The 25,133-nt window shown below is 59.7% G+C and carries 24 protein-coding genes; 14 read left to right on the top strand and 10 right to left on the bottom strand.

Going from position 1 to position 25,133, the window contains the following annotated elements:
- The first annotated feature begins 220 nt into the window (after positions 1 to 220).
- Positions 221 to 1,684, top strand: coding sequence for a glyceraldehyde-3-phosphate dehydrogenase (locus AC193Q_RS10920; protein WP_003226583.1), 1,464 nt, complete (start codon positions 221 to 223; stop codon positions 1,682 to 1,684).
- A 181-nt stretch (positions 1,685 to 1,865) separates the two neighbouring features.
- Here the strand turns inward: AC193Q_RS10920 and tcuC are convergent, their stop codons facing one another.
- Positions 1,866 to 3,167, bottom strand: coding sequence for an MFS transporter (tcuC, locus tag AC193Q_RS10915; RefSeq protein ID WP_047295263.1), 1,302 nt, complete (start codon positions 3,165 to 3,167; stop codon positions 1,866 to 1,868).
- Positions 3,168 to 3,239: 72 nt separating this feature from the next.
- Here tcuC and AC193Q_RS10910 point away from each other — a divergent pair, with 72 nt between their 5' ends.
- Together AC193Q_RS10910 and sthA are read left to right on the top strand one after the other, a co-directional pair.
- Entirely contained in the window at positions 3,240 to 4,289 is a 1,050-nt protein-coding gene (locus tag AC193Q_RS10910) for an FAD:protein FMN transferase (protein WP_183082858.1), read from the top strand.
- 197 nt (positions 4,290 to 4,486) lie between these two features.
- Positions 4,487 to 5,881: a Si-specific NAD(P)(+) transhydrogenase gene (gene sthA / locus AC193Q_RS10905; RefSeq protein ID WP_041068973.1), complete on the top strand. Its 1,395-nt coding sequence runs from the start codon at positions 4,487 to 4,489 to the stop codon at positions 5,879 to 5,881.
- 42 nt (positions 5,882 to 5,923) lie between these two features.
- Here sthA and AC193Q_RS10900 read toward each other — a convergent pair whose 3' ends face one another.
- Complete coding sequence (locus AC193Q_RS10900) at positions 5,924 to 6,646, bottom strand: glycerophosphodiester phosphodiesterase (RefSeq protein ID WP_041068969.1); 723 nt, start codon at positions 6,644 to 6,646, stop codon at positions 5,924 to 5,926.
- A gap of 13 nt (positions 6,647 to 6,659) precedes the next feature.
- The gene (locus tag AC193Q_RS10895) at positions 6,660 to 7,241 is read right to left on the bottom strand and encodes a PilZ domain-containing protein (protein ID WP_047295261.1); all 582 of its coding nucleotides are present in this window, start codon (positions 7,239 to 7,241) and stop codon (positions 6,660 to 6,662) included.
- A gap of 94 nt (positions 7,242 to 7,335) precedes the next feature.
- Between AC193Q_RS10895 and AC193Q_RS10890 the strand changes: the two genes are divergently transcribed.
- From AC193Q_RS10890 to AC193Q_RS10880, 3 genes are all read left to right on the top strand, one after another.
- On the top strand, positions 7,336 to 8,586 hold the full coding sequence (locus AC193Q_RS10890; RefSeq protein ID WP_095668723.1) for a lipoprotein-releasing ABC transporter permease subunit: 1,251 nt from the start codon (positions 7,336 to 7,338) through the stop codon (positions 8,584 to 8,586).
- A 7-nt stretch (positions 8,587 to 8,593) separates the two neighbouring features.
- Entirely contained in the window at positions 8,594 to 9,280 is a 687-nt protein-coding gene (gene lolD, locus AC193Q_RS10885) for a lipoprotein-releasing ABC transporter ATP-binding protein LolD (RefSeq protein ID WP_167734160.1), read from the top strand.
- A gap of 169 nt (positions 9,281 to 9,449) precedes the next feature.
- Positions 9,450 to 10,694, top strand: a complete 1,245-nt coding sequence (locus AC193Q_RS10880; protein WP_121186397.1) for a lipoprotein-releasing ABC transporter permease subunit — start codon at positions 9,450 to 9,452, stop codon at positions 10,692 to 10,694.
- Positions 10,695 to 10,817: 123 nt separating this feature from the next.
- Here the strand turns inward: AC193Q_RS10880 and AC193Q_RS10875 are convergent, their stop codons facing one another.
- Positions 10,818 to 12,167, bottom strand: a complete 1,350-nt coding sequence (locus AC193Q_RS10875) for a heavy metal sensor histidine kinase (protein WP_483879533.1) — start codon at positions 12,165 to 12,167, stop codon at positions 10,818 to 10,820.
- A complete protein-coding gene (locus AC193Q_RS10870) occupies positions 12,167 to 12,847 on the bottom strand; it encodes a heavy metal response regulator transcription factor (protein ID WP_121186393.1) in 681 nt (226 codons plus the stop codon). The genes AC193Q_RS10875 and AC193Q_RS10870 overlap by 1 nt, the downstream gene beginning before the upstream one ends.
- A 155-nt stretch (positions 12,848 to 13,002) precedes the next feature.
- Between AC193Q_RS10870 and copI the strand changes: the two genes are divergently transcribed.
- Together copI and queF are read left to right on the top strand one after the other, a co-directional pair.
- Positions 13,003 to 13,536, top strand: a complete 534-nt coding sequence (copI, locus tag AC193Q_RS10865; RefSeq protein ID WP_121186391.1) for a copper-resistant cuproprotein CopI — start codon at positions 13,003 to 13,005, stop codon at positions 13,534 to 13,536.
- A 61-nt stretch (positions 13,537 to 13,597) separates the two neighbouring features.
- The gene (gene queF, locus AC193Q_RS10860) at positions 13,598 to 14,428 is read left to right on the top strand and encodes an NADPH-dependent 7-cyano-7-deazaguanine reductase QueF (RefSeq protein WP_121186389.1); all 831 of its coding nucleotides are present in this window, start codon (positions 13,598 to 13,600) and stop codon (positions 14,426 to 14,428) included.
- A 96-nt stretch (positions 14,429 to 14,524) separates the two neighbouring features.
- Here the strand turns inward: queF and AC193Q_RS10855 are convergent, their stop codons facing one another.
- Positions 14,525 to 14,788 carry a DUF4404 family protein gene (locus tag AC193Q_RS10855; RefSeq protein WP_041074003.1) on the bottom strand — a complete coding sequence of 88 codons (264 nt, stop codon included), beginning with the start codon at positions 14,786 to 14,788 and terminating at the stop codon, positions 14,525 to 14,527.
- A 108-nt stretch (positions 14,789 to 14,896) separates the two neighbouring features.
- The gene (gene pcrP, locus AC193Q_RS10850) at positions 14,897 to 15,517 is read right to left on the bottom strand and encodes an HAD superfamily inactivated hydrolase PcrP (protein ID WP_121186387.1); all 621 of its coding nucleotides are present in this window, start codon (positions 15,515 to 15,517) and stop codon (positions 14,897 to 14,899) included.
- Positions 15,518 to 15,715: 198 nt separating this feature from the next.
- Here pcrP and AC193Q_RS10845 point away from each other — a divergent pair, with 198 nt between their 5' ends.
- On the top strand, positions 15,716 to 16,405 hold the full coding sequence (locus AC193Q_RS10845) for an MlaA family lipoprotein (protein ID WP_047295245.1): 690 nt from the start codon (positions 15,716 to 15,718) through the stop codon (positions 16,403 to 16,405).
- A gap of 52 nt (positions 16,406 to 16,457) precedes the next feature.
- On the opposite strand, the gene AC193Q_RS10840 is transcribed toward AC193Q_RS10845, so the two are convergent.
- Positions 16,458 to 16,757, bottom strand: a complete 300-nt coding sequence (locus AC193Q_RS10840) for a PilZ domain-containing protein (RefSeq protein WP_095668728.1) — start codon at positions 16,755 to 16,757, stop codon at positions 16,458 to 16,460.
- Between the two features lie 274 nt (positions 16,758 to 17,031).
- Here AC193Q_RS10840 and rssB point away from each other — a divergent pair, with 274 nt between their 5' ends.
- Entirely contained in the window at positions 17,032 to 18,216 is a 1,185-nt protein-coding gene (gene rssB / locus AC193Q_RS10835) for a two-component system response regulator RssB (protein ID WP_121186385.1), read from the top strand.
- Positions 18,213 to 18,695: an anti-sigma factor antagonist RssC gene (rssC, locus tag AC193Q_RS10830; RefSeq protein ID WP_003226553.1), complete on the top strand. Its 483-nt coding sequence runs from the start codon at positions 18,213 to 18,215 to the stop codon at positions 18,693 to 18,695. The genes rssB and rssC overlap by 4 nt, the downstream gene beginning before the upstream one ends.
- A gap of 215 nt (positions 18,696 to 18,910) precedes the next feature.
- On the opposite strand, the gene tal is transcribed toward rssC, so the two are convergent.
- Entirely contained in the window at positions 18,911 to 19,837 is a 927-nt protein-coding gene (tal, locus tag AC193Q_RS10825) for a transaldolase (protein ID WP_027611470.1), read from the bottom strand.
- 202 nt (positions 19,838 to 20,039) lie between these two features.
- The gene (locus AC193Q_RS10820; protein WP_047295240.1) at positions 20,040 to 21,002 is read right to left on the bottom strand and encodes a glycoside hydrolase family 5 protein; all 963 of its coding nucleotides are present in this window, start codon (positions 21,000 to 21,002) and stop codon (positions 20,040 to 20,042) included.
- Positions 21,003 to 21,292: 290 nt separating this feature from the next.
- Here AC193Q_RS10820 and AC193Q_RS10815 point away from each other — a divergent pair, with 290 nt between their 5' ends.
- From AC193Q_RS10815 to AC193Q_RS10805, 3 genes are read left to right on the top strand one after another with little or no spacing between them, the layout of a single operon-like run.
- The gene (locus AC193Q_RS10815; RefSeq protein WP_047295238.1) at positions 21,293 to 21,733 is read left to right on the top strand and encodes a low molecular weight protein-tyrosine-phosphatase; all 441 of its coding nucleotides are present in this window, start codon (positions 21,293 to 21,295) and stop codon (positions 21,731 to 21,733) included.
- Between the two features lie 38 nt (positions 21,734 to 21,771).
- Positions 21,772 to 24,000, top strand: coding sequence for a polysaccharide biosynthesis tyrosine autokinase (locus AC193Q_RS10810; protein WP_121186381.1), 2,229 nt, complete (start codon positions 21,772 to 21,774; stop codon positions 23,998 to 24,000).
- A 41-nt stretch (positions 24,001 to 24,041) separates the two neighbouring features.
- Complete coding sequence (locus tag AC193Q_RS10805) at positions 24,042 to 25,124, top strand: glycosyltransferase (RefSeq protein WP_483879532.1); 1,083 nt, start codon at positions 24,042 to 24,044, stop codon at positions 25,122 to 25,124.
- Positions 25,125 to 25,133 lie beyond the last annotated feature (9 nt).

Raw genomic sequence — 25,133 nt, 5'->3', positions numbered from 1 at the left:
TTTACGGTTATGTAGTGCCGAAATCGACCGGTGTTACGGAGGGTTACAGACATCGTTTAACAGTCGTCGAAAAATTGACTGCGCTGAAAGCCCCGGTTTTACTGGGCTGGCGCGAGGCGTAATTTTTTTGAACGGAATTTTGTTACCGATTGCGCGACAAGCGCGCATTGCTACAAGAGGTTCTCGGCGGCATAATGTAGCCCCTTTTTTCTGCCCCTACATGTGGAAGGTTCCCGTGACTCAGAAGCCCGACCAGTGTCTTGGTGAATGGATCGACCGTGAAGCACTCGCAGAAGCGATGATTCCGCTTATCGGTCAGCTCTACCGCAATAACAACGTGGTGAGCTCGATCTATGGCCGCAGCCTGATCAACCAGTCTGTCATCGCGATTCTCAAAGCTCACCGCTTTGCTCGCCACCGTTCCTCCGACGATAGCGAACTCTCCGTCCACGAAACATTCCCTCTGCTTAAAGCCATGAGCGAGCTCAAGCTCGGCGCGGCTTCGGTAGACCTGGGCAAGTTGGCGTTCAAATTCCGCAGCGAAGGCAATGGCCGCAGCGCCGAGCAGTTCGTGCGTGAAGAACTGGCTGACGTGGTTGGTCAGCAAAACGCTTCGGCCCGCAAAGGCACTGACGTTGTGCTGTACGGCTTCGGTCGTATCGGCCGTCTGCTGGCGCGCATCCTGATCGAGAAAACCGGTGGTGGCGACGGTCTGCGTCTGCGTGCCATCGTCGTGCGCAAGGGCGCCGAAAACGACCTGACCAAACGCGCCAGCCTGCTGCGTCGCGATTCGGTACACGGTCCGTTCAACGGCACCATCGTCATCGACGAAGAAAACAACACCATCACCGCCAACGGTAACCTGATCCAGGTGATCTACGCGAAGAACCCGACCGAGGTGGATTACACCCAGTACGGCATCAAAGACGCGCTGCTGGTGGACAACACCGGTGTATGGCGTGACGCCGATGGCCTGGGTCAACACCTGCAATGCCCGGGTGTTGCTCGCGTTGTTCTGACCGCGCCTGGCAAAGGCAAGCTGAAGAACATCGTTCACGGTATCAACCACAACGAAATCACCGCTGACGACAAGATCGTGTCCGCCGCTTCTTGCACCACCAACGCCATCGTGCCGGTGCTGAAGGCTGTGAATGACAAGTTCGGCATCATCAACGGTCACGTCGAAACCGTTCACTCGTACACCAACGACCAGAACCTGATCGACAACTTCCACAAGGGTGACCGTCGTGGCCGTTCCGCCGCGCTGAACATGGTCATCACCGAGACCGGTGCTGCCACCGCTGCTGCCAAGGCCCTGCCTGAGCTGGCCGGCAAGCTGACCGGTAACGCGATCCGCGTTCCGACGCCAAACGTGTCGATGGCCATTCTCAACCTGAACCTTGAGAAAGCCGCCAGCCGTGAAGAGATGAACGAGTACCTGCGCTACATGGCGCTGCACTCCGATCTGCACAAGCAGATCGACTTCGTCAACTCGCAGGAAGTGGTGTCCACTGACTTCGTGGGTTCGCGTCACGCCGGTGTGGTCGATGCTGAAGCGACCATCGTTCAGGACAACCGCGTTGTGCTGTATGTCTGGTACGACAACGAGTTCGGCTACAGCTGCCAGGTGGTTCGCGTGATGGAAGACATGGCCGGTGTAAACCCGCCAGCGTTCCCGCGCTAAGCCTTGACTGCAAATGAAAACGCCCCGACTTAGGTCGGGGCGTTTTTTTATGCCTGGCAGATCTCTATTGCCTGATCCGGCCTCATCGCTGGCAAGCCAGCTCCCACAGGTTTCCTGGCAGGCTGCGCAATGGCATGTACGCCTCAAGACCTTGTGGAGCTGGCTTGCCAGCGATGGCGTCCTATCTGGCGCCACCTGCCACAGCGGCTTGCGCAGTGCGCAATTCATGTTTGTTTCCGCGGAACAGCACCAGCGTCGCAATCAGCCCCAGCACCGCCGCACCGCTGAGCCAGATTCCCGGCGCAGCCTTGTTGTCCAGCACGTGAATCAGGTAAGTACAGGCCGCAGGCGTAAAGCCGCCAAAGGTCGCTGTCGCCAGGCTATAGGCCAGCGAGAACCCGGTCGTGCGCACTTCCACCGGCATGATTTCGGTCAGCGCCACCACCATCGCGCCGTTGTACGAGCCGTACAGGAACGACAGCCACAGCTCGACGATCAGCAGATGACTGAAGCTCGGGTTCGCCACCAGCCACGACAGCGCCGGGTAAGCGGTCAGGATCGCCAGAAGGGTCGCCGCCAGCAGTAGGGGTTTGCGCCCGATCTTGTCGGACACCGCGCCCATCACTGGCAGCCAGAAGAAGTTCGACAGACCGATGCACACCGTTACCAGCAGCGCGTCGAAGTCCGACAGATGCAGTTCGGCCTTGCCGAACGTCGGGGTGTAGGCAGTGATCAGGTAGAACGAAACCGTGGTCATCACCACCAGCGCCATGCCAGCGATGACGATGCCGAAGTTCTGACCGATCGAGCGGACGATTTCCCGCAGGGTAGGGCGATGTTTGCGCGCCTGGAATTCCGGCGTTTCTTCCAGCGAGCGACGAATCACGAAGATCACCGGAACGATCATGCAACCGATCAGGAACGGCACGCGCCAGCCCCAGTCACCCATCTGCTCCGGGCTCAGCCAGTGGTTGAGACCCACCCCGAGCAGACCGGCAAACACCACCGCTGCTTGCTGGCTTGCCGACTGCCAACTGACGAAAAAGCCCTTGCGGCCCGGCGTGGCGATTTCCGCCAGATACACCGAAACACCGCCCAGCTCGACGCCGGCCGAGAAGCCTTGCAGCAAGCGACCGAACAGCACGATCAACGGCGCGGCGACACCCAGGGTGGCGTAACCCGGCACGCAGGCGATCAGGATCGTACCGGCGGCCATCAGCGCAAGGGTAATGATCAGGCCCTGGCGACGACCGTGACGGTCAATGTAAGCACCAAGGAAGATCGCCCCCAGCGGACGCATCAGGAAGCCAGCGCCGAAGGTGGCCAGGGACAGCATCAGGGAAGCGAAGGCGCTGTCGGCCGGGAAGAAGGTTTTGGCAATGGCCGTGGCGTAGAAGCCATAGACCATAAAGTCGAACATCTCGAGAAAGTTACCGCTGACAACGCGAAAAATCGCTTTGCCTTTGCCCGTGGTCGAGGACATTTTCAGTTACTCATTATGGGTTTCTTGTAACGCGTTGCATCCGTTGGGGAGCGTGCGGGCCTTTGATCCATAATGGCTGGCGCGCTTTTATGGGGAGATGAAGAATTGTTCACTGGACGATGGGTTGGGCTTGTGAGTGTGGTGGTTGTACTCGTGGCCTGTGGCAACGGTGAGTCCATGGAAAGCTTTGGGGGGCCGACCATGGGCAGCACGTATTCGATCAAGTACGTGCGACACGCGGGTATTGCCGAACCGGCGCAAGTTCGCCGGGAAGTGGAGGCTATCCTCGCGAAAGTGGATCGGCAGATGTCGACCTATCGCAATGACTCCGACATCGAACGTTTCAATGCCTTGCCAGCGAACAGCTGTCAGACCATGCCGGCTGCCGTGCTCGAATTGGTCCGAGTTGGTAAGCAACTGGCAGAGCAAAGCGAAGGTGCCTACGACTTGACCGTCGAGCCGCTGATGAATCTGTGGGGGTTCGGCCCGCAAGGGCGTGAAGAGAAAGTCCCCGACCCCGCCGTGCTGGCCGAAACCCTGCAGCGGGTCGGCTACCGCCATTTGCGTATCGACGGCGACCGCTTGTGCAAGGACGCTGCTGTCGAAGTCGACTTCAACAGCATCGCCGCCGGATACGCCGTCGACACCATCGCCGCCAGACTCGAATCGATGGGCATCCATGACTATCTCGCCGAAGCCACCGGCGAGCTGAAGGCCAAGGGCAATAAGCTCGACGGCTCGGCATGGCGCATCGCGCTGGAGGCGCCGCGTGACGATCAACAGGTGGCCGAACGGATCATTCAGGTCGATGGCTACGGCTTGTCCACCTCCGGTGATTACCGCAACTATTTCCTGCAGGACGGCCGGCGCTATTCCCACACCTTCGATGCGCGGAGCGGGGCGCCGGTCCTGCACAACCTGGCATCAGTCACGGTGATTCATCCTTCAGCGTTGATGGCCGATGGACTATCGACGCTGTTGCTGATTCTCGGGCCTGAAAGGGCTTGGGACTATGCCGAAAAACACGACATTGGTGCATTCTTCGTGATTCGTGCCGATACAGGCTTTGTTATTCGCACCAGTGCGGCTTTCGAGCGCCTGAGTCGTGCAAAAGTTGACTGAAAACAGTACGAAAGCTGGCGTTGTAGTGCAGGCAAAAGTAGCCTACGACGCGACCAAGGGTTAATGTGCGCGGCGTTGACGCTTCTATAGACTGTGTCCGGGTTCTTTACTGGCCCCCAATTGTTCCTTCGCGCCGCGATTCGGCGTGATTTAGCCGCCGGTGCTGCTGGCACCGCGGCCTGTTCTGAGGAGTACGCATGGCTGTCTACAACTACGACGTGGTGGTGCTGGGTTCCGGCCCGGCGGGAGAAGGCGCGGCAATGAACGCCGCCAAAGCAGGGCGCAAGGTGGCCATGGTCGACAGTCGTCGCCAGGTCGGCGGCAACTGCACCCACCTGGGAACCATCCCGTCCAAGGCCCTGCGTCACTCGGTGCGGCAGATCATGCAGTTCAACACCAATCCGATGTTCCGGGCGATCGGCGAGCCACGCTGGTTCTCCTTCCCGGACGTGTTGAAAAGCGCTGAAAAGGTTATCTCCAAACAAGTCGCTTCGCGCACCGGCTACTACGCCCGTAACCGCGTCGACGTGTTCATCGGTACCGGCAGCTTTGCCGACGAGCAAACCATCGAAGTGGTCTGCGCCAACGGCGTGGTCGAGAAACTGGTGGCCAAGCACATCATCATCGCTACCGGTTCGCGTCCGTATCGCCCGGCGGACATCGATTTCAATCACCCGCGTATCTACGATAGCGACACCATCCTCAGCCTTGGCCACACCCCGCGCAAACTGATCGTTTACGGCGCCGGCGTGATCGGTTGCGAATACGCCTCGATCTTCAGCGGTCTGGGGGTGCTGGTCGAGCTGGTGGACAACCGCGGTCAGTTGCTGAGCTTCCTCGACTCGGAAATCTCCCAGGCGTTGAGCTACCACTTCAGCAACAACAACATCACCGTGCGCCACAACGAAGATTACGATCGCGTTGAAGGCGTGGACAACGGCGTGATCCTGCACCTGAAGTCCGGCAAGAAGATCAAGGCCGACGCTTTGCTCTGGTGCAACGGCCGTACCGGTAACACCGACCAGTTGGGTCTGGAAAACATCGGGGTCAAGGTCAACAGCCGTGGCCAGATCGAAGTCGACGAGGCTTACCGTACCTGCGTGCCGAACATCTACGGCGCCGGCGACGTGATCGGCTGGCCGAGCCTGGCCAGTGCCGCCCACGACCAAGGGCGTTCGGCGGCTGGCAGCATTGTCGATAACGGTAGCTGGCGCTTTGTGAATGATGTGCCGACCGGCATCTACACCATTCCGGAGATCAGCTCGATCGGCAAGAACGAGCAGGAACTGACCCAGGCCAAAGTGCCGTACGAAGTCGGCAAGGCGTTCTTCAAGAGCATGGCGCGTGCGCAGATCGCCGGCGAGCCGCAAGGCATGCTGAAAATCCTGTTCCACCGTGAAACCCTGGAAGTGCTGGGTGTTCACTGCTTCGGTTATCAGGCGTCGGAGATCGTGCACATCGGTCAGGCGATCATGAACCAGCCGGGTGAGTTGAATACGCTGAAGTACTTCGTCAACACCACGTTCAACTACCCGACCATGGCCGAAGCCTATCGGGTAGCGGCGTACGACGGCCTCAACCGGCTTTTTTGACGGGCTCCGGCCGGTGGCCTGAGCCGGCCGGGGAGACCGATTTCAGCAATTCTCGAGGGTGGCAGTGGCCAAACCGGGAAAGTCTGTAATCAGGCTGTCAACGCCGAAGTCGGCGAGTCTGCGCATCAGCGCAGGCTCGTTGACGGTCCACACCGACACATGCAGCCCCTGACGCTGCGCCTTCTGCAGGCGTTCCGGCGTACACAGCGTCCAGTTCAGCGCCAGAATCTCACAGCCATAGCTGGCGGCGACCTTCAACGGGTCGAGCCAGGCGTATTCGGCGACCAGTCCACGCGACACGTCCGGCACCAACTCCAGCGCTGCCTTCAGTACTTCCCGCGAACTCGAAGTAATGGTGACCTTGTCCAGCAAGCCATGACGCTGGGCCATTTCGCGAATCGCCAACACGGTGGTGGCGGCGCGGGTGCGTGAAGCGCTTTTGACTTCCAGTTGCCAGTGCTCGAAATCGCACTGCTCGAACAGTTCTTCCAGGGTCGGAATCGGGCACGGCTTGATCCAGCCCGGGCCGCCCTTGCGCGCGTCGTAGGTCACCAGTTCGGCGGCGGTGTGCTCGACCACCTTGCCGCGCCGGTCGGTGGTGCGCTTGAGGGTCGGGTCGTGGATCACCATCAGCTCGCCGTCCTTGGACAGGTGCAGATCCAGTTCGCAACGGCGTACGCCGTGCTTGAGACATTCCTGAAAACTGGTCAGGGTATTTTCCGGTGCTTCGCCCTTGGCGCCGCGGTGGCCGTAGATGAGGGTCACGGTGCTTCCTTAATTAAATGCCTGATTCGTTCTGTTCACGGGCCAGGCGTCGTTCCTGGGCCTGTTTCTGCAAGATATAGCGGGCGAGCAACTGGCGTTGGGCGTCGGTCAAGTGTTCGAACTCGGTGCCGACGTCGTAGCCATCGCCCTTGCGGTCGCAATGGGTCACGCGGGCACGCAGCAGCAGGCCCAGTGCCTGCGGCATCAGCACCAGTTTCACCGACAGGTGCGCGCCCGTGGCGATCGGCGTCGGGTGCTGAAAGTCGATTCCGCCTTCGGAGAGGATCACCGGCTGCGGCTCGCCGATATGGCCGAGCACGGTCAGGGCGACCACCTGACTGAGCAGATCGATGCGTTTGTTCTGGGATTTGAGGAACGCGGCAATGGCCCGGTCGCGCTCGCTGATCTGGCGCAACAGGTGCTGCGACTCGAATTCGCTCAGGTGCAGTTCGCTGAGCAGGTTGAACAGCGGGGAAGCATCCTGCAACACTTCCTGGCCTGCGGCTTCGGGAGCGGACAGGGGCCGAATTTCCAGTGCGATCATGTCCTCGATACGGTAGTATTCGCGGCGATCTTCTTCATCTAATGTCGACATGGCGAACCCATGGTAGCGGCGGTGGTCTGAGTGTAAAGCTGGTTATCGACCCCCGCCACAAGGACGTTCCTTTTCCCTCCGAACAAGCCCCGACATGTTCAGACCTCTCTTCGTATTTATCGGCACGCGTTATACCCGTGCAAAGCGTCGCAATCATTTTGTGTCATTCATTTCCCTGACTTCGATGATCGGGCTCGCCCTCGGCGTGATCGTGATGATCGTGGTGCTCTCGGTGATGAACGGCTTCGATCATGAGATGCGTACCCGCGTGCTGGGCATGGTGCCCCACGCGACTCTTGAAACCGGCGAACCGATCAACGATTGGCAGAGCCTGGCCGCCAAGGTCAAGCGCAACCCGGAGGTAACGGCCGTTGCGCCGTTTACTCAGATGCAGGGTTTGCTGACCAACAACGGCCAGGTGTCCAAGGTGTTGCTCAACGCCATCGACCCCGCGCTCGAGCGCAATGTGTCGATCATCGACAACTTCATGAAGCAGGGCAAACTCGACGATTTGACGCCGGGCAGCTTCGGCATCGTCATCGGCGACAAGGCCGCGACCAAGCTCGGCGTGGGCCTGGGTGACAAAGTCACCTTCGTCGCGCCGGAGGTCAGCGTGACCCCGGCCGGGATGTTCCCGCGCATGAAGCGCTTTACCGTGGTCGGCATCTTCCATGTCGGCGCCGGTGAGCTGGACGGCTATCTGGGCGTCACCAACCTGCAGGATCTGGCGAAGATGCACCGCTGGAAACCTGATCAGGTGCAGGGCATCCGGTTGAAGTTCGATGATCTGTTCCAGGCGCCGCGCGTGGCCTGGACCATCGCCCAGCAGTTGGGCGAAGACCATTACTACGCCCGCGACTGGACCCGTACCCACGGCAACCTGTATCAGGCAATCCGCATGGAAAAAGCCATGATCGGTCTGCTGTTGCTGCTGATCGTCGCGGTGGCTGCGTTCAACATCATTTCCACGCTGGTGATGGTGGTGAATGACAAGAAGAGCGACATCGCCATTCTGCGTACCCTCGGCGCTACGCCGGGGACGATCATGCGTACGTTCATGGTGCAGGGCACCGTGATCGGCGTGGTCGGTACGGCGATTGGTGCGGTGGTCGGGATCTTCGCCGCGCTCAACGTCAGCGCTGCTATTTCCGCCCTTGAAGGGCTGATCGGCCACAAGTTTCTCAACGCCGACGTGTATTTCATCGATTACCTGCCGTCGCAGGTGCAGAGCCAGGACGTGGTCATGGTCTGCGCCGCTGCGTTGGTCCTGAGTTTCCTCGCCACCCTGTATCCCGCCTGGCGTGCTGCGCGCACCCAGCCGGCGGAGGCGCTACGTTATGAGTGAGTCGGGCATGAGTGATAAAGCAATCTTGAGTTGCCGCAACCTGGGCAAATCCTACGAGGAAGGCCCGGAGTCGGTGCAAGTGCTGGCCGGTCTGCAACTGGAGTTGCACCCGGGCGAGCGTGTGGCGATCGTCGGCAAATCCGGTTCGGGCAAAAGTACCTTGCTCAACCTGCTGGGCGGTCTCGACACCCCAACCGAGGGCAGCGTCTGGCTTGACGGCGAAGAACTGTCAGCGCTGAGCGAAAAGAAGCGTGGCCTGCTGCGTAACCGTGCCCTCGGGTTCGTGTACCAGTTCCACCACTTGCTGCCGGAATTCACCGCACTGGAAAACGTCTGCATGCCGTTGCTGATCGGCAAGACCGCGATCCCGCAAGCACGTCAGCGTGCTACCGCGTTGCTGGAGCGTGTCGGTCTGGGCCATCGTCTGGAGCACAAACCGGCCGAGCTGTCCGGTGGCGAGCGCCAGCGTGTGGCCATCGCCCGTGCGCTGGTGAACAATCCGGGCCTGGTGATGCTCGACGAGCCGACCGGCAACCTCGATTCGCACACCGCCGAAGGCATTCAGGACTTGATGCTGGAACTCAGCACTTCGATGCGCACGGCGTTCCTGGTGGTGACTCACGACATGAACCTGGCCCGCCAGATGGACCGCGTCCTGCAACTGCAGGAAGGCTGCCTGACTCCAATCGCTTGAGAGCTACTGCGCTCGGAAATACTGCGTTAAAAACAGGCTCGGAATGCTCATTTACAGCCAGTAGACTCCGCTTCCTCGCCTGTTTTTGCCTTGTCTTTCCTTCGCTCGCTACGCTCTCAAACGATTGGCCGCTTTTTTAAGCTTGATTTTTTATACGGTGCCCCAGCGAATGTTCAGACCGTTATCGATCTTTATCGGCACGCGCTATACCCGCGCCAAGCGCCGCAATCGCTTTGTTTCGTTCATCTCGATGACTTCGATGATCGGGCTCGCCCTCGGCGTGCTGGCGATGATCGTGGTGCTGTCGGTGATGAACGGCTTCCAGCGCGAAATGAGCTCGCGCATCCTCGGCATGGTGCCGCACGCGACCATCGTTGGCGTCAAGCCGATCAATGACTGGCAGCCGGTGGCCGCTGCCGCGCTGAAAAATCCCGAAGTGACCGCCGCCGTGCCGTTCACCGAGATGGAAGGCATGCTGTCTTACAAGGGCTTGATGCAGCCGATCCAGATCAGCGGTGTCGATCCGGCTCAGGAAGGCAAGGTGTCGATCGTGGCCCAGCACATCGTGCAGGGGCGTCTTGATGATCTGAAGCCGGGTGAGTTCGGCGTGGTAATCGGTGAAATCACCGCGCGCCGCTTCCGTCTCAATGTCGGCGACAAGATCACCCTGATCGTCCCGGAAGTCAGCAGCGCACCGGGGGGCATCACCCCGCGCATGCAACGGCTGAACGTGGTCGGTGTGTTCAAGGTAGGCGCCGAGCTGGACGGCTCGATGGGCCTGATCCACGTGGCCGATGCCGCGACCATGCAGCACTGGCAGCCGAATCAGGTGCAGAGCGTGCGCTTGGCGGTGAAGGATCTGTACGCCGCGCCGAAAGTCTCCTCGGACATCGCCGCAGGCCTGGGCGCCGAGTTCAAGGCTGACGACTGGACCCACACCCAGGGCAGTCTGTTCAGCGCGATGAAAATGGAAAAAACCATGATCGGCCTGCTGTTGCTGATGATTGTCGCTGTGGCGGCGTTCAACATCATCGCCACGCTGATCATGGTGGTGAACGACAAAGGCGCGGATATCGCGATTCTGCGCACCATCGGCGCCACGCCACGGCAGATCATGGCGATTTTCATGGTGCAGGGCACGGTGATCGGCATTGTCGGCACATTGATTGGCGGTGTGCTCGGCGTGATTGCCGCGCTGAACGTCAGCGAGATGGTCGGCTGGGTCGAGCGCGTCACCGGGCAGCACATCTTCAGTTCCGACGTGTACTTCGTCAGCAACTTGCCTTCGGAATTGCAGGGCGGGGATGTGCTGTTGATCTGCTCGGCGGGCTTTATTCTGAGCTTCCTGGCGACGGTGTACCCGGCGTTGCGGGCGGCGAAGATCGAGCCGGCTCACGCGTTGAGATATTCGTAAGCGCTGAAATCGCCATCGCGGGCAAGCCCGCTCCCACAGGTATTGAGTTGAGTCACCATTATGTGAACGACACAAAATACTGTGGGAGCGGGCTTGCCCGCGATGGGGCCGTACCTGCTGGCCTCAAGCCTCCTTGGGCAACTCGATCACAAACCGCGTCCACCCCGCAGCCGATTCGCAATGAATCTGCCCACCATGCGCCCGGATGATCGATTGGGTAATCGCCAGCCCCAACCCTGCATGCTCACTGCTGCCTTCATGCCGCGCCGGATCGGCGCGATAGAACCGGTCAAACAGCCGTGGTAACAGCTCTGCCGAAATCTCTTCGCCACTGTTCTCCACCGACACCTGCACCGCATGCGGCTGATCGACGATGGACAGGCGCACGCTGCCTCCCGCTGGAGTAAAGCGCAGTGCGTTATCCAGCAGATTCGACAAGGCCCGGCGCAGCATGCTGCGATCGCCCTCTATTCGCGCATGACCTTCACGGCTCAGCGTCACCCCGGCGTCTTCGGCCAGTGGCGCGAAGAATTCGAGCAATACATCGCTTTCATCCGCCAGCTCCAGCGCCTCGCGCTTGGGCATCAGCAAACCATGGTCAGCCTTGGCCAGATAAAGCATGTCGTTGACCAGTTGGGCCATCCATTGCAGTTCTTCGAGGTTGCTGTGCAGGGCTTCGCGGTAATCCTCGAGCGGCCGTGGGCGGGTGAGGGTGACCTGGGTGTGGGTCAGCAGGTTCGACAGCGGTGTGCGCAGTTCATGGGCGATGTCGGCAGAAAACGCCGACAGCCGCTGAAACGAGTCATCGAGGCGTCCGAGCATGGCGTTGAAGCTGTGGGCCATTTCTGCCAGCTCCGGCGGCATTTGCGCTTCCGGCAGTCGGGCATTCAGCGATTGTGCGGAAATCCCACGGGCGACTGCACTCATGCGCCGCAGTGGGCGCAAGCCGCTGCGCGCCGCCCACGCGCCGAGCAGCGCAGTGGCCAGGGCCGACAAGCCGACGGTCAGCCAGATCAGATGCTGCATGCGTTGCAGGAAGTGCTGGTGATGGGTGATGTCCAGCAGCAGCGTCAGTTGTGGTGTATCGGACTTGTCCGGGTAGAGCGGGGCGTTGAGCACGCGGTAGTCGGCGCCGTCATGGCTGATGGTCGACAGGCCGGATTGTTTCGGCAACTCCGTAGGGATCTGCGTCGAACTGTCGTACCAGCGCTGGCCGTCACTGCCGGTAATACGCAGCGCCAGATCGGCCTGGCGGCTCAGCTCATCCGCCAGCCGCGCCTCACGCTGAGCGGGTTGCACATCCTGCAAGGCCCGGCGCAGGCCGATCAGTTTGCCATCCAGCAATTGCTGATCGAGCTCAATAAAGTGCGCCTCGCTGGCGCGGCTGAACAGCACCCCGGCGAACAGCGAGACCACGGCGGTGCACGCGGCAAACAGCAGAGCCAGACGAGAACTCAGCGACAGGCGACGCATCAGGCTGGACGCTCTTCAAGCACGTAACCCATGCCACGCACGGTGTGGATCAGTTTGCTGGGGAAGTCATCGTCGATCTTCAGACGCAGGCGACGGATCGCCACTTCGATCACGTTGGTGTCGCTGTCGAAGTTCATGTCCCAGACTTGCGAGGCAATCAACGATTTCGGCAACACTTCACCCTGACGGCGCAGGAGCATTTCCAGCAGGGCGAATTCTTTGGCGGTGAGGTCGATGCGCTGGCCACTGCGTTCGACCCGGCGGCGAATCAGGTCCAGGCGCAGGTCGGCCAGTTGCAGGCTGGTTTCCTGGGGTGTCGCACTGCCCCGGCGTAGCAGGCTGCGCACCCGCGCCAGCAACTCGGAGAAGGCGAACGGTTTGACCAGATAGTCGTCGGCGCCGAGTTCGAGGCCATGAACCCGATCCTCGACTGCATCTTTGGCGGTAAGAAACAGTACCGGCGTGTCGAGGCCGGCACTGCGCACTGCTTGCAGAATCTGCCAGCCACTGCGCCCGGGCAGCATCACGTCGAGAATCAGCAGCGCATAATCACCGCTCAACGCCAGTTGCTGGCCGCTGTTGCCGTCGGCCACCAGTTCGGTGTTGAACCCTGCCTCGGTCAGGCCCTGGCGCAGGTAGTGGCCGGTTTTCGGTTGGTCTTCGACGATCAGCAGTTTCATGGGCGACTCGGATATAGAGAAACGAAAGCGTTATACCGTGGGAGCAGACGGCGTGCGCCAACCTGACAAAGTTGTAATCTGCCTGTCAGGTAGCTGCCAGCGCAGGCGGGCTAGAGTTTCCCACAGGCTGAACCTTTTCTTGTTGGAGTATGACCATGTTTTTGCGCAACCCTCTGGCCGTCGCCGCCTGCTTGCTGGCACTGAGTTCACCTGTCTGGGCCGCTCCCGCACACACTTATGATTTTGGCCAACCGGCACCAGCAGCCAAGGCTACTCGCAGCATTGAAGTTGTACTGAACGACATGTCGTTCGACCCCAAGGCGATTCAGGTCAAGGCCGGTGAGACGGTTCGCTTTGTCCTGGTGAATAAAGGCCAGTTGCTGCACGAATTCAACCTCGGTGACGCGGCGATGCATGCCCAGCACCAGCAGGAAATGTTGCAGATGCAGCAAAGCGGCATGCTGACGCCTACCGGCATGAAAGAAATGTCCCACGACATGGCGGGCATGGATCACGGCAGCATGGGCCACGGCATGCAGCACGACGACCCCAACAGCGTGCTGGTCGAGCCGGGCAAGACCGCGGAGCTGACCTGGACCTTCAGCAAGGCCACCAGCCTGGAATTCGCCTGCAATATTCCCGGTCACTACCAGGCGGGCATGGTCGGCAAACTGACTGTCAGTCAGTAAGCACTCAAAGGCGGGCGCAAAGGCTGATAGAATCCGCTGATTCTTCAGTCAGGTTTCCGCCATGCATCCCGCAGCCGAACATTCGCCGCTGGGCAAATCCAGCGAATACATCGCCACGTACACGCCGTCACTGCTGTTCCCGATTCCGCGCACCGCGAAATGGGCCGAACTGGGCCTGACCGCTGAAACCCTGCCGTATAAAGGTGTGGATTTCTGGAACTGCTTCGAACTGTCGTGGCTGCTGCCGTCGGGCAAACCGGTGGTGGCGATCGGTGAATTCAGCATTCCGGCGGATTCGCCGAACATCATCGAATCGAAGTCGTTCAAGTTGTACCTGAACTCGCTGAACCAGACGCCGTTTGCCGACATCGCCAGCCTGGAAGCGACGCTGGTCAAGGACCTGTCGGCCGCTGCTGGCAAACCGGTCGGCGTGCGCGTACGCAGCCTGAAAGAGGTCGAGGCCGAAGGCGTCGTGGCGTTGCCGGGCGTGTGCATCGACGATCTGGACATCAGCGTCAGCAACTATGAGCATCCGCGTCCGGAACTGCTGCGTTGCGATGATTCGCGAATTGTCGAAGAGAGCGTGCACAGCCATCTGCTCAAATCCAACTGCCCGGTGACCAGCCAGCCAGACTGGGGCAGCGTGGTCGTGGAATATCGTGGCGCGGCGCTGGATCACGCCAGTCTGCTGGAATACATCGTCAGCTTCCGCCAGCACTCGGACTTCCACGAGCAGTGTGTGGAGCGGATCTTCCTCGACCTGCAGCGTTTGCTGAAGCCGGAGAAGCTCACGGTGTTTGCGCGGTATGTGCGTCGCGGCGGGCTGGATATCAACCCGTATCGCAGCACCGAAGCGGTACAACTGCCGAACCACCGACTGGTCCGTCAGTAAGATCAAAAGATCGCAGCCTGCGGCAGCTCCTACATGAGATTCCCTGTAGGAGCTGCCGCAGGCTGCGATCTTTTGCTTTTTTGGGATGCCCGCGAATCAGATCCCCATGCTGCCCAGCGCATTGACGATATTGCGCAGGGTGCCGGCAATGGCCGGGTGTTCGAGTTCAAAGCGGTCAACCGCCAGGTTCACGCCATCGGCGATACTGGCGTCCTGGGTGGCGCTTTCCAGTTTGATTTCGGTTTCAATCTGCGCCATCAGCGCGTGCAAATCTTCACGCTCGGCTTCGGACAGCGGCGGATTCTGCTCCAGTTGCTCGCGCAGGGTGTCGAGTTGTTTTTGCAGTTCTTGGGCGGGCATGGTGGTTTCCTTTTATCAAGAGGCACTGGCATTGACCGCAGCCGCGCGCCAAAGGTCTATGGCTGACCTTTAGATTAATCCACTCTGCTGCAACCTGCATGATCCCGGTCAGGGCTTTTCGCCCTTGAGGCGGCGCAGGTTGATGTCGGCCAGGCAGGTGTCGAGTTCGCCCAGGTGGTCGATCACCGAATGCACGCCCAGATTGAACAACTGCAGGGTCGCCTTGCCGCGGCGCTGTTCGCGCTCCTGTTGGCTCAAGGCTTGCCACTCGCTCGGCGACAGGCCGCACAACGAGCCGCAGGAAGCCAGGCCAATGGTCCACAGCCCGGCGTTGAGGCCCGCTTGCAGCAGGCGCGGCTCGCCACTGACCAGCACGCAGCCATCCAGACGGCTGACGTTCAAGCCCATCAGCGCCTGCCAGCAGGCATTCGGCGCGGGCCATGGATTGTTTGTTGCTGAATATTGCGTCGGTTTGATCCACGCCGGTAGAGAGGCCGCCAGGGGATGCGCGAGGGCAGGGGGCAGTTCATCGATCCACGCACAGGGAATCTGCTGGCGCTGCAGGCTGAGCAAGCTGTCAAGGGCGCCGGGTGTGGCGTCGGCGTGCTCGGGCAGCATGCTGGCGTGTTGCCGGGCACGGGCACCGAAATCCACCAGACAGCCACTGAGTCCGAACAGCACGGCGGTCAGGCCGGGCGCGGCGACAGGCAAGGCTTCAGCGTGGGTCATGGCAACGTCCCTGAAATAGTCACGAGGTTAGGCGACATCGGTGACAGCTGGATGACAGGTGTGTGAAGGCGCTCTCTGGAAACGTCCTGCATTACTCTTGACAGGTAGACTGCCCAAAACGGCTTTTGCGCTTATACTAGCGGTCTTAACGCTTGGGCCGACGGTGCCCGCGCCAGTACGAATCCAAGGAGCTTTTCTATGCGCTGGAGCAATCCTCTCGCTCAGCTATGTGTATGTGCCAGCGTCTTGCTGGTTCCGTTCGCCGCCAATGCTGCAACGGAAGAAGACCCTTGGGAAAGCGTCAACCGCCCGATCTTCCAGTTCAACGACTTCGTTGACACCTACGCGCTCAAGCCGCTGGCGCAGGGCTACGAGTACGTGACGCCGCAGTTCCTTGAAGACGGCATCCACAACATGTTCCGCAACGTCGGTGACGTCACCAACCTGGCGAACAACATTCTGCAGGCCAAGCCCGCAGCCGCCGGTGTCGATACCGCGCGCATCATCTTCAACACCACGTTCGGCCTGCTGGGCTTCTTCGATGTCGGCACCAAAATGGGCCTGAATCGCAGCGATGAAGACTTCGGTCAAACTCTCGGTTACTGGGGCGTCAGCAGCGGCCCTTACGTGATGCTGCCGTTGCTCGGCCCGAGCACCCTGCGTGATGCGCCGTCGAAGTACGTCGACAGCTACACCGGTCCGTACCGCTACATCAACGACGTGCCTGTGCGTAACTCGGTGTTCGGCCTGAACATCGTCGACACCCGCGCCAGCCTGCTGTCGAGCGAGAAGCTGATCAGCGGCGACAAGTACACCTTCATCCGCAACGCCTACCTGCAGAACCGCGAGTTCAAGGTCAAGGATGGTCAAGTCGAAGACGATTTCTGATTTCGACCGATGACAAGAAGGCGGCCCTTGGGGCCGCCTTTTTTGTGTGCGCTTATTTCATTTTCAGAATGCTCAGGCCGAGCTTCTGGCTGTCGCCATCCTGGGCCTTGACCCAGACCACTTCGGTCTCCGCTTCCAGACCGCTCAAGGCGGCATGATCGGAGTCGATGCGCACACTCAAGCGGTCGCCAACCGCGAACTGGCGCGGTGCCTCAACCTGCATGCCGCTGCTCGAGAGGTCGATGCACACCGCTGATACCTCATCCCCCTCATGGATCAACACCACATCGGCGTCGACCCGCATGCGGATGAAATCACGCTTTTCGCTGTAGTCCCGACCGGTTTGACTCATGGTTTTGACCTTCCATTGGGTTACGGTTTGAGCGGTTCTTATAACTCTCGGTGATTTGACAAGTAAAGTCGTCAAGCGACCATCGGCGCATGCTTGAAACGCCCCGCGGATGGGAGTACCGTCTGCGCCTTAGAAGGGCACCTCTGGTGCAATCGCGTTCCGGGCCACTGCTCGAAAGCGGTGCAGCAGAGAGGCTAGAAAGCGAATCCAGTAGTCTGAGCCGGGCCGATGCCCCGCCTGCTACGCCAACCTAATTCTGGCGCCGTTTGCCCACATGCCAAAAACCAGTGCCACGCTGCTGATAATCGATGATGACGAAGTAGTGCGCGCGAGCCTCGCGGCCTATTTGGAAGACAGTGGTTTCAGCGTCCTGCAGGCCAGCAACGGCCAACAGGGTCTTCAGGTATTCGAGCAAGACAAGCCCGACTTGGTCATCTGCGATCTGCGCATGCCGCAGATGGGTGGGCTCGAACTCATCCGTCAGGTCACCGAGCGGTCACCGCAAACGCCGATGATCGTCGTTTCGGGTGCCGGCGTGATGAACGACGCGGTCGAGGCGCTGCGCCTGGGTGCGGCGGACTACCTGATCAAGCCTCTTGAAGACCTGGCCGTGCTCGAGCACTCGGTGCGTCGTGCGCTTGATCGTGCGCGCCTGCTGCTGGAGAACCAGCGCTACCGCGAGAAGCTGGAGAAGGCCAACCGCGAGCTCGAAGCCAGCCTGAACCTGCTGCAGGAAGACCAGAACGCCGGTCGCCAGGTACAGATGAACATGCTGCCGGAAAGCCCGTGGCGCATCGACGAGTTCCAGTTTGCCCACCAGATCATCCCGTCGCTGTACCTGTCGGGAGATTTTGTCGACTATTTCCGCGTCGACGAGCGTCGGGTGGCGTTCTACCTGGCTGACGTGTCGGGGCATGGCGCCTCTTCGGCGTTCGTCACCGTGCTGCTGAAGTTCATGACCACGCGCTTGCTGTTCGAGTCCAAGCGCAACGGCACATTGCCGGAATTCAAGCCTTCGGAAGTCCTTGGTCATATCAACCGGGGGCTGATCAGTTGTAAGCTGGGCAAACACGTCACAATGGTCGGTGGAGTCATCGACGAGGAGACCGGTTTGTTGACCTATAGCATCGGCGGCCATCTGCCGTTGCCTGTGTTGTACACGCCTGACAGTGTTCGTTACCTCGAAGGCCGCGGTTTGCCGGTGGGCCTGTTCAACGAGGCCACCTACGAAGATCACGTGCTTGAGCTGCCACCGGTGTTCAGCCTGACGCTGATGTCCGACGGTATTCTGGATCTATTGCCAGAACCTACGCTCAAAGAAAAAGAAGCCGCTTTGCCACAACGGGTGAAGTCGGCGGGCGGCAGCCTGGATGGTCTGCGGCAAGTGTTTGGATTGGCCACGCTAGGGGAGATGCCGGATGATATCGCCCTGTTGGTGTTGAGCAGGAACCTTCAATGAGTACCGGTAGAATCCAGTTCGCCGAGCAGGACGGCACCTTCGTCCTGAAGTTCGTCGGTGAAGTTCGCCTGACCCTGTGTTCGGCGTTGGATGCGACTATTGAGAAAATCTTCACCGCGCTGAATTTCAACGCGATTGTGATCGATTTGACCGAAACCCGCAGCATCGACAGCACCACCCTGGGCCTGTTGGCCAAGCTGTCGATCCTGTCGCGGCAAAAGGTCGGCCTGCTGCCGACCGTCGTCACCACCCACGAAGACATCACCCGTCTGTTGCAGTCGATGGGCTTCGAACAGGTGTTCAACATCGTCAACCACCCGGTGCCGTGCCCCGAGTGCCTGGACGACCTGCCGGATCAGGATCAGTCAGAAGAAGTGGTGCGGATCAAGGTGCTTGAAGCGCACAAGATCCTCATGGGGCTGAACGATTCCAACCGTGAAGCCTTCCATGACCTGGTGAATGCCCTCGAAAGACACTGATTCTTTGAGGTTGAGGTTGTCTGTTCCGGCCTCTTCGCGGGCAAGCCCGCTCCCACAGTGATTGAGTGAACCCGAGATCTTCATTCCACACCTGACCCTGTGGGAGCGGGCTTGCCCGCGAATGCGTCAGTCCAGACGATGCATCTTCAGGCACTGCATAAATAAAAAGGGCGAACCCAACCGGGTTCGCCCTTTTTGCATTTCAACCGCTCAGATCACAGCTTGGCCTGCAACAGCGCCTCGAGCTTCTCCTGGTCACGGGCAAACTGACGGATGCCCTCAGCCAGTTTCTCGGTGGCCATCGCGTCTTCGTTGGACAGCCAGCGGAATTGCGCTTCGTTGAGGCTCAGGCGCGCTTCGCCGGCGTGGCCCGGGGCGAGTTTGCGCTCCAGTTTGCCGGTGTCGGCTGCCAGCTTGTCGATCAGATCCGGGCTGATGGTCAGGCGGTCGCAGCCGGCCAGTTGTTCGATCTGGCTCAGGTTACGGAAGCTGGCGCCCATGACCACGGTCTTGTAATCATTGGCCTTGTAGTAGTTGTAGATGCGGGTCACCGACTGCACGCCCGGATCATCGGCACCGGTGTAGTCGTTGCCATTGGCCTTCTTGTACCAGTCGTAGATGCGGCCCACGAACGGTGAGATCAGGAACACCCCGGCGTCAGCGCAAGCGGCAGCCTGAGCGAAAGAAAACAGCAGGGTCAGGTTGGTCTGGATGCCTTCCTTCTCGAGAATCTCGGCTGCGCGGATGCCTTCCCAGGTCGACGCGATCTTGATCAGTACGCGGTCACGGCCGATGCCGGCCTTGTCGTACAGCTCGATCAGGCGATGGGCACGCTTGAGCACGGCGTCCTGGTCGAATGACAGGCGCGCATCCACTTCAGTGGAAATGCGGCCCGGAATCACTTTGAGGATTTCCTGGCCCACGGCGACGCCGAAACGGTCGCTGGCCAGGCCCACGTCGCCCTTGCAGTCGCTGACGCAAGCGTTCAGCAGCTCGGCGTAAGCCGGGATGGCGGCGGCTTTGAGCAGCAGGGAAGGGTTGGTGGTGGCGTCGACCGGCTTGACCCGGGCGATCGCTTCGAAGTCGCCGGTGTCGGCAACCACGGTGGTCATCTGTTTGAGTTGTTCCAGCTTGGAAGTCATGGGTGTGCTCTGTCCTGTGGGTTTGACGACATTACCCGAGCGCTGACGGCCACTCAAGGGCATCAAGGCGTAACGGGCTCCCCGGGGGCAACAACCTGAGAACGGCTGTTTGAAGGGTGGGGCGCGGTATCGATGAATACGATGCCAAAATCGGCCGCAGGTTCAAAGCAACTGACCTGTGACCAGGCCAGTTGCCGCTGACTTATTGGGCGTTAAGTTGCAATTCGGCCGCCGCTCTCGCCGGTTTTGGCTGGCCGTCAGAGGTCAGCAAGCCGAAGTTCTTCTCTCGTTCATTGCTGCCTGAATCACTGTTTTTCCATTCATAGATCGAAGTCAGTGGAATGTTCAGCCTTTTGACGTCGGCTATGAACGCCCCGACTTTGCTGGCTTGTCCTTCAATCCCGCCGTTGGAACCGAGCGCCGAAATACCCCATTCACTGATGACTCCCGGCAGATGGAAATTCTGCTGGATGAACGATTGCGCATTGCTGATCTGCGTGGCTGTCATGCCGTAGGGATGGTAGGAAATCGCATTCAGGCACTTGGGGTATTCACTGACAATCCTGCTCAACGCCACGGTGGACGCCGAACCGGCCGTTGGCGGCCGCGCGAAACCGTAGCCGACCCGCGGTGCTGACTGCGGTTTGTCCTGGAGTGTTTTGCACACCGCACTCATGAACGGCACAAACGTGGTGTCGAAATTGCGCGTGGGCCAGTAGGTTTCCAGATCTGGCTCGTTCCAGATCTCCAGTGCTACCAGTTGTGAGCTGTAGGCGGTTTCAAGGCCGGTCAGGGTATTGGCAAAAGCTTCGCCTGCCGTCGTCAGTTCATTAGTGTTGGCCGGCGTCGTGGTCAAAGGCTTGATGGCGCGCACGGTCAGGAGCACCGGCAGGCCAGCAGAGCCGGCTGCGGCGAAAGCATCGCTGACCTGTTTTTGATAGGCCTTGGCGCTGAGGCTGTCGCTCCATACCCCGAAGCGCACGAAACTGAAGCCGGCAGCCTTGATGTTGGCAGCGTCGTCGGCGGTGAAACTCTGGATCTTCACCTGGACGCCGATGGTTCTGGCGGGAAGCTTGGGAAACAGTTCACTGGCGTGAACATGGGTGGCGACACTGAGTGCCAGCAGCGCCGAGGCGCCGAGCTGTGTGAGATGGGCTGATTTCATGTCTGCTCTCCGGATGAGAATGACAACAACGAATAGTTATCCCGTTACTCCTGTTTCGAAACTAACAAGGGTGCTTAGTGCGTGATTGTTATTTTTTGTCAGGAAAACAAGACCTGAAAATCACAGTTATTTTTAGTCCGGTAATTCTGTTTTGGCGGCTTTTGAGGCTGTGGTACTTAATACGCTGGTACTGACAGGGCGAATCTATTTCTGAGTGCAGGATGATCTAGTGGGTTCATTAATATTCGCACTAGATGTTGGCAGAATGATATTACACAGGAAAGTAAACCTTGTTCAGAAATATCCTGGTTGTGTGCGTTGGCAATATTTGCCGAAGTCCGACAGCAGAACTTCTGCTGCGTAACGCGCTGACCCCCTCAACCATCTCCGTGACTTCCGCAGGCCTCGCAGCGCGAGTCGGCGAAGGCATGGAAGCCTCGGCACGCCAGGTGCTGGAAGATCACGGGCACAGCGCCGAGGGGTTCAAGGCGCGGCAATTGACGAGCGATATCGTCAATGCATCAGACCTGATTCTGGTCATGGAAAAACAACATGTGAATCAGGTGCTGAAGATTGCTTCGCATGCCCGAGGCAAAGTGTTTCTTCTTGGCAAGTGGCAGGGCGAAAGAGAAATACAGGATCCGTATCGTCAAGGTAAGGCCGCTTTTATTCATGCCCATGCATTGATTGAAGATGCTGTTAGCTCGTGGGCGCAGCGCCTCGGACATTGATGAATATTCTTCAGATCAGTGAATGGTAAGAAAGACTTATGCAGTTACCGTCAGTAATCGCCAACCGTGATAACGATCAAGACAGTATTGATCTTCTCGGCATATTCGGCAGTTTGATCGACCAGAAATGGCTGATCGGTGCATTCACCGGTGCCTTCATGGCCGCCGGCGTTGCCTACGCGGTATTGGCGACGCCGGTGTACCTGGCGAACGCGCTGGTGCAGGTCGAGCCGAAAAAAAACGACATGCTCGGCTTTTCCGACCTCAGCAGCATGCTCGGTGGGCAATCGCCGTCGGTCACCGAAATCGGCATCATCAAATCCCGCGCGGTGATCGGCAAAACCGTCGACGACCTGCGTCTGGACATCGACGTCACCCCCAATACCTTCCCGGTCATCGGCGGTTTTCTCGCCCGGCGTTATCGCGGTGAAACCGAGTCCAGCGTGGCGCCGCCGCGTTTTGGCTTCAACAGCTACGCCTGGGGCGGCGAGCGTCTGGAATTCGCCCGGCTCGATCTGCCCAAAGAACTGTTGGGCAAGAAGCTCACCCTGATTGCCGGTGAGCAACAGCACTTTCAGTTGCTCGATGACAACGACAACCTGCTGATCGAAGGCGTCGCCGGCGAAGCCTTCGCGCAGGACGGCGTCGAGGGGTTGATCGAGCGTCTGCAAGCCAATCCGGGTGCCCGTTTTGAAGTGGTGCGCAATCCACGGATCGTGACTATTCAGGGTTACCAGGATGCGCTGGATATTTCCGAGCAAGGTAAAGAGTCGGGGATTATCCGTCTGGCGCTGGCCAGTGCCGACGCCGCCGAGGCGGTGAAGATCCTCAACAAGATTGCTGCGCTCTACGTGGATCAGAACGTACGTCGCACCTCGGCGGAAGCGGCGCAAAGTCTGGCGTTCCTGCAAAGTCAGTTGCCGCAGGTCAAGCGTGATCTGGCCAAGGCCAGCGATGCGCTCAACGCTTACCAGACCCACGGCAAGACCGTGAACATTTCCCTGGAAACCCAATCGGTGCTCGGTCAGTCCGTGGCGCTGGAAACGCGGATTTCCGAGCTGAAAATGCAGCAGGCGGAAATGGATCGCAAATTCACCAAGCAGCATCCGGCGTATCGCGCCTTGATGTCGCAGATCGGTGAATTGACCCAGCAGCAGAAATCGCTGGAAGGCAAGGTCGGCGACCTGCCGGCGACGCAACAGGAGCTGCTCAACCTGACCCGCGATGTGGAAGTGGCTTCGCAGATCTATACGCAGTTGCTGAACAAATCCCAGGAGCTGGACATTGTTCGCGCCGGTGCGGTGGGCAACGTGCGCCTGATCGACCCGGCGGATGTCGACCTGACCAGCCCGGTCAAACCGAAAAAAGCCCTGATCGTGCTGATCGCGACGTTCCTCGGCGCCTTTGTCGGCGTGGCGCTGGTGCTGTTGCGCAAATCCCTGAGCAAGGGTCTGGAAGGCCCGGAAGCCATCGAACAGCTCGGGCTGCCGGTGTACGCCTCGATTCCCTACAGCGCCTTGCAGCGCGAAGAGGATACGAAAAAGGGCCGGGCCAAAATCACCGCTGAAACACCGGCCTATCTGCTGGCGTTGCGCAACCCGACCGACCTGTCCATCGAGTCGATCCGCAGCCTGCGCACCTGCCTGCATTTCGCCGCGCTGGATTCGACCAACAACCGCATCATGATCTCCGGCCCCAGCCCGCAGGTCGGCAAGACCTTCGTCTCGTCCAACCTCGCCGCGGTCATGGCGCAGAGCGGTCAGCGCGTGTTGCTGATCGACGCCGACATGCGCAAGGGCCACTTGCACAAGACGCTGAATGTACCGATCGCCAATGGTCTGTCGGACCTGCTGGTCAAGCGCTGCAGCATCGAGCAGGCGATCAACACGGTGGAAATCGACAACCTGCACTTCATCAGCCGTGGTCAGGTTCCGCCGAATCCCTCCGAGCTGCTGATGCATGCCAACTTCCGCGACCTGCTCGCCGAGCTGAGTCAGCGCTACGACGTGGTGATCATCGATACGCCGCCTCTGCTGGCGGTGACCGATGCGGCGATTGTCGGGCGTGAAGCCGGCATCAGCCTGATCGTCACCCGGTTTGCGGTTAATCCGGCCAAAGAGATTGAAATGACCATCCGCCGCTTCGCGCAGAACGGCATCGAGCTCAAGGGCGCGGTGTTCAACGGCGTCGAGAAGCGCGCCGCCAGTTACTACGGCAACGGCAACTACGGTTACTACAACTACGAATACGCGTCGGACAAATCCTGAGTGTCAGCGCTTGTCCTTACATGCAAGGAAGTGGGTGGGTTGTGAAGAAAATACTGCACGTGGCTGAAACGATAAAAGGTGGGGTTGCCACCGTTATCCGCACGATATCGGCGTCGCCCGAAGGCCAGGACGCGAACTACGAATGGGTCTATCTGGTGCCGCTCGACCAGAAACAGGAGCTGCACGGCATCGATCAGCGCCAGATTCGCACGTTCGTCAGATCCGGGCGTAACGTGCCTTCGCTGCTGAGCTTTGCGTGGGAACTGGCACGGACGCTGTTCAAGGAAAAACCCGATGTGGTGCATCTGCACAGCACGTTCTCCGGGGTGATCGGCCGCTGTGTTTGTGTGCTGCTCAAGCCGTGGCGTCGGCCGAAAATCGTCTACTGCCCGCACGCGTTTTCGTTCCTGATGGAAAGCTCGCCCATCAAGCAGAAGGTCTACGCCTCGATCGAGCGTGTCTTGCAGAAAGTCACCGACGTGATCATTTGCGTCAGTCGCTACGAGATGGACAAAGCCGCGCGGTTCGGTATCGAGCGCAAGCGCATGCGCCTGATTTACAACGGCATCCCGCACAAGGATGACGCACCGAGGGCCGACAACCCCGCGCCGATTCATCTGCTGTTCGTCGGTCGCCTCGACTACCAGAAAGGCTTCGACGTATTGCTCAAAGCCTTCGCCAAGGTGCAGCGCAGCGATCTGAAGCTGACGGTGGTTGGCAGTGCGGTCAACGAGGACAAGGTCGAGTGCCCCGAGATGGACGCGGTCGAGTACCTGCCGTGGGTCACGCCGGCCGAAGTGCAGGCGCTGTATCAACAGGCCGACGCGCTGATCGTCCCGAGCCGCTGGGAAGGTTTCGCCATGGTGCCGCTGGAAGGCATGGCCATGGGTTTGCCGGTGATCGCCAGCAACTGCACGTCATTGCCCGAACTGGTTACCCATGAAGTGTCCGGCTACGTCTTTCCCACCGGTGACCACCAGGCGCTGGCCGATGTACTGGCGCGAATCCAGAAGCCGCGGTTGCTCGACCTCGGCAGCGAAGGCCGGAGCATCGTGCGTGAGCGCTTCAGTGCCGCGCTGATGATCCGCCAGACCTACGACGTGTATTGCGCTCCCACTTATTAAGTAGAACTC

This window comes from Pseudomonas sp. F2, from assembly GCF_057174385.1.
The sequence above is the reverse complement of the archived record's forward strand: the minus strand, read 5'-3'. Positions and strand labels throughout refer to the sequence as shown.

What these genes read in the sequence shown, in the direction of transcription:
- tal (WP_027611470.1), bottom strand. Translation starts at nt 19,837, where the DNA reads ATGACTTCCAAGCTGGAACAACTCAAACAGATGACCACCGTGGTTGCC.
- AC193Q_RS10810 (WP_121186381.1), top strand. Translation starts at nt 21,772, where the DNA reads ATGCAGTTACCGTCAGTAATCGCCAACCGTGATAACGATCAAGACAGT.
- AC193Q_RS10855 (WP_041074003.1), bottom strand. Translation starts at nt 14,788, where the DNA reads ATGCCCGCCCAAGAACTGCAAAAACAACTCGACACCCTGCGCGAGCAA.
- sthA (WP_041068973.1), top strand. Translation starts at nt 4,487, where the DNA reads ATGGCTGTCTACAACTACGACGTGGTGGTGCTGGGTTCCGGCCCGGCG.
- AC193Q_RS10875 (WP_483879533.1), bottom strand. Translation starts at nt 12,167, where the DNA reads ATGCGTCGCCTGTCGCTGAGTTCTCGTCTGGCTCTGCTGTTTGCCGCG.
- pcrP (WP_121186387.1), bottom strand. Translation starts at nt 15,517, where the DNA reads ATGACCCACGCTGAAGCCTTGCCTGTCGCCGCGCCCGGCCTGACCGCC.
- AC193Q_RS10840 (WP_095668728.1), bottom strand. Translation starts at nt 16,757, where the DNA reads ATGAGTCAAACCGGTCGGGACTACAGCGAAAAGCGTGATTTCATCCGC.
- copI (WP_121186391.1), top strand. Translation starts at nt 13,003, where the DNA reads ATGTTTTTGCGCAACCCTCTGGCCGTCGCCGCCTGCTTGCTGGCACTG.
- AC193Q_RS10880 (WP_121186397.1), top strand. Translation starts at nt 9,450, where the DNA reads ATGTTCAGACCGTTATCGATCTTTATCGGCACGCGCTATACCCGCGCC.
- AC193Q_RS10870 (WP_121186393.1), bottom strand. Translation starts at nt 12,847, where the DNA reads ATGAAACTGCTGATCGTCGAAGACCAACCGAAAACCGGCCACTACCTG.
- AC193Q_RS10920 (WP_003226583.1), top strand. Translation starts at nt 221, where the DNA reads ATGTGGAAGGTTCCCGTGACTCAGAAGCCCGACCAGTGTCTTGGTGAA.
- tcuC (WP_047295263.1), bottom strand. Translation starts at nt 3,167, where the DNA reads ATGTCCTCGACCACGGGCAAAGGCAAAGCGATTTTTCGCGTTGTCAGC.
- AC193Q_RS10820 (WP_047295240.1), bottom strand. Translation starts at nt 21,002, where the DNA reads ATGAAATCAGCCCATCTCACACAGCTCGGCGCCTCGGCGCTGCTGGCA.
- rssB (WP_121186385.1), top strand. Translation starts at nt 17,032, where the DNA reads ATGCCAAAAACCAGTGCCACGCTGCTGATAATCGATGATGACGAAGTA.
- AC193Q_RS10845 (WP_047295245.1), top strand. Translation starts at nt 15,716, where the DNA reads ATGCGCTGGAGCAATCCTCTCGCTCAGCTATGTGTATGTGCCAGCGTC.
- AC193Q_RS10895 (WP_047295261.1), bottom strand. Translation starts at nt 7,241, where the DNA reads ATGTCGACATTAGATGAAGAAGATCGCCGCGAATACTACCGTATCGAG.
- queF (WP_121186389.1), top strand. Translation starts at nt 13,598, where the DNA reads ATGCATCCCGCAGCCGAACATTCGCCGCTGGGCAAATCCAGCGAATAC.
- lolD (WP_167734160.1), top strand. Translation starts at nt 8,594, where the DNA reads ATGAGTGATAAAGCAATCTTGAGTTGCCGCAACCTGGGCAAATCCTAC.
- AC193Q_RS10910 (WP_183082858.1), top strand. Translation starts at nt 3,240, where the DNA reads ATGGCTGGCGCGCTTTTATGGGGAGATGAAGAATTGTTCACTGGACGA.
- rssC (WP_003226553.1), top strand. Translation starts at nt 18,213, where the DNA reads ATGAGTACCGGTAGAATCCAGTTCGCCGAGCAGGACGGCACCTTCGTC.
- AC193Q_RS10890 (WP_095668723.1), top strand. Translation starts at nt 7,336, where the DNA reads ATGTTCAGACCTCTCTTCGTATTTATCGGCACGCGTTATACCCGTGCA.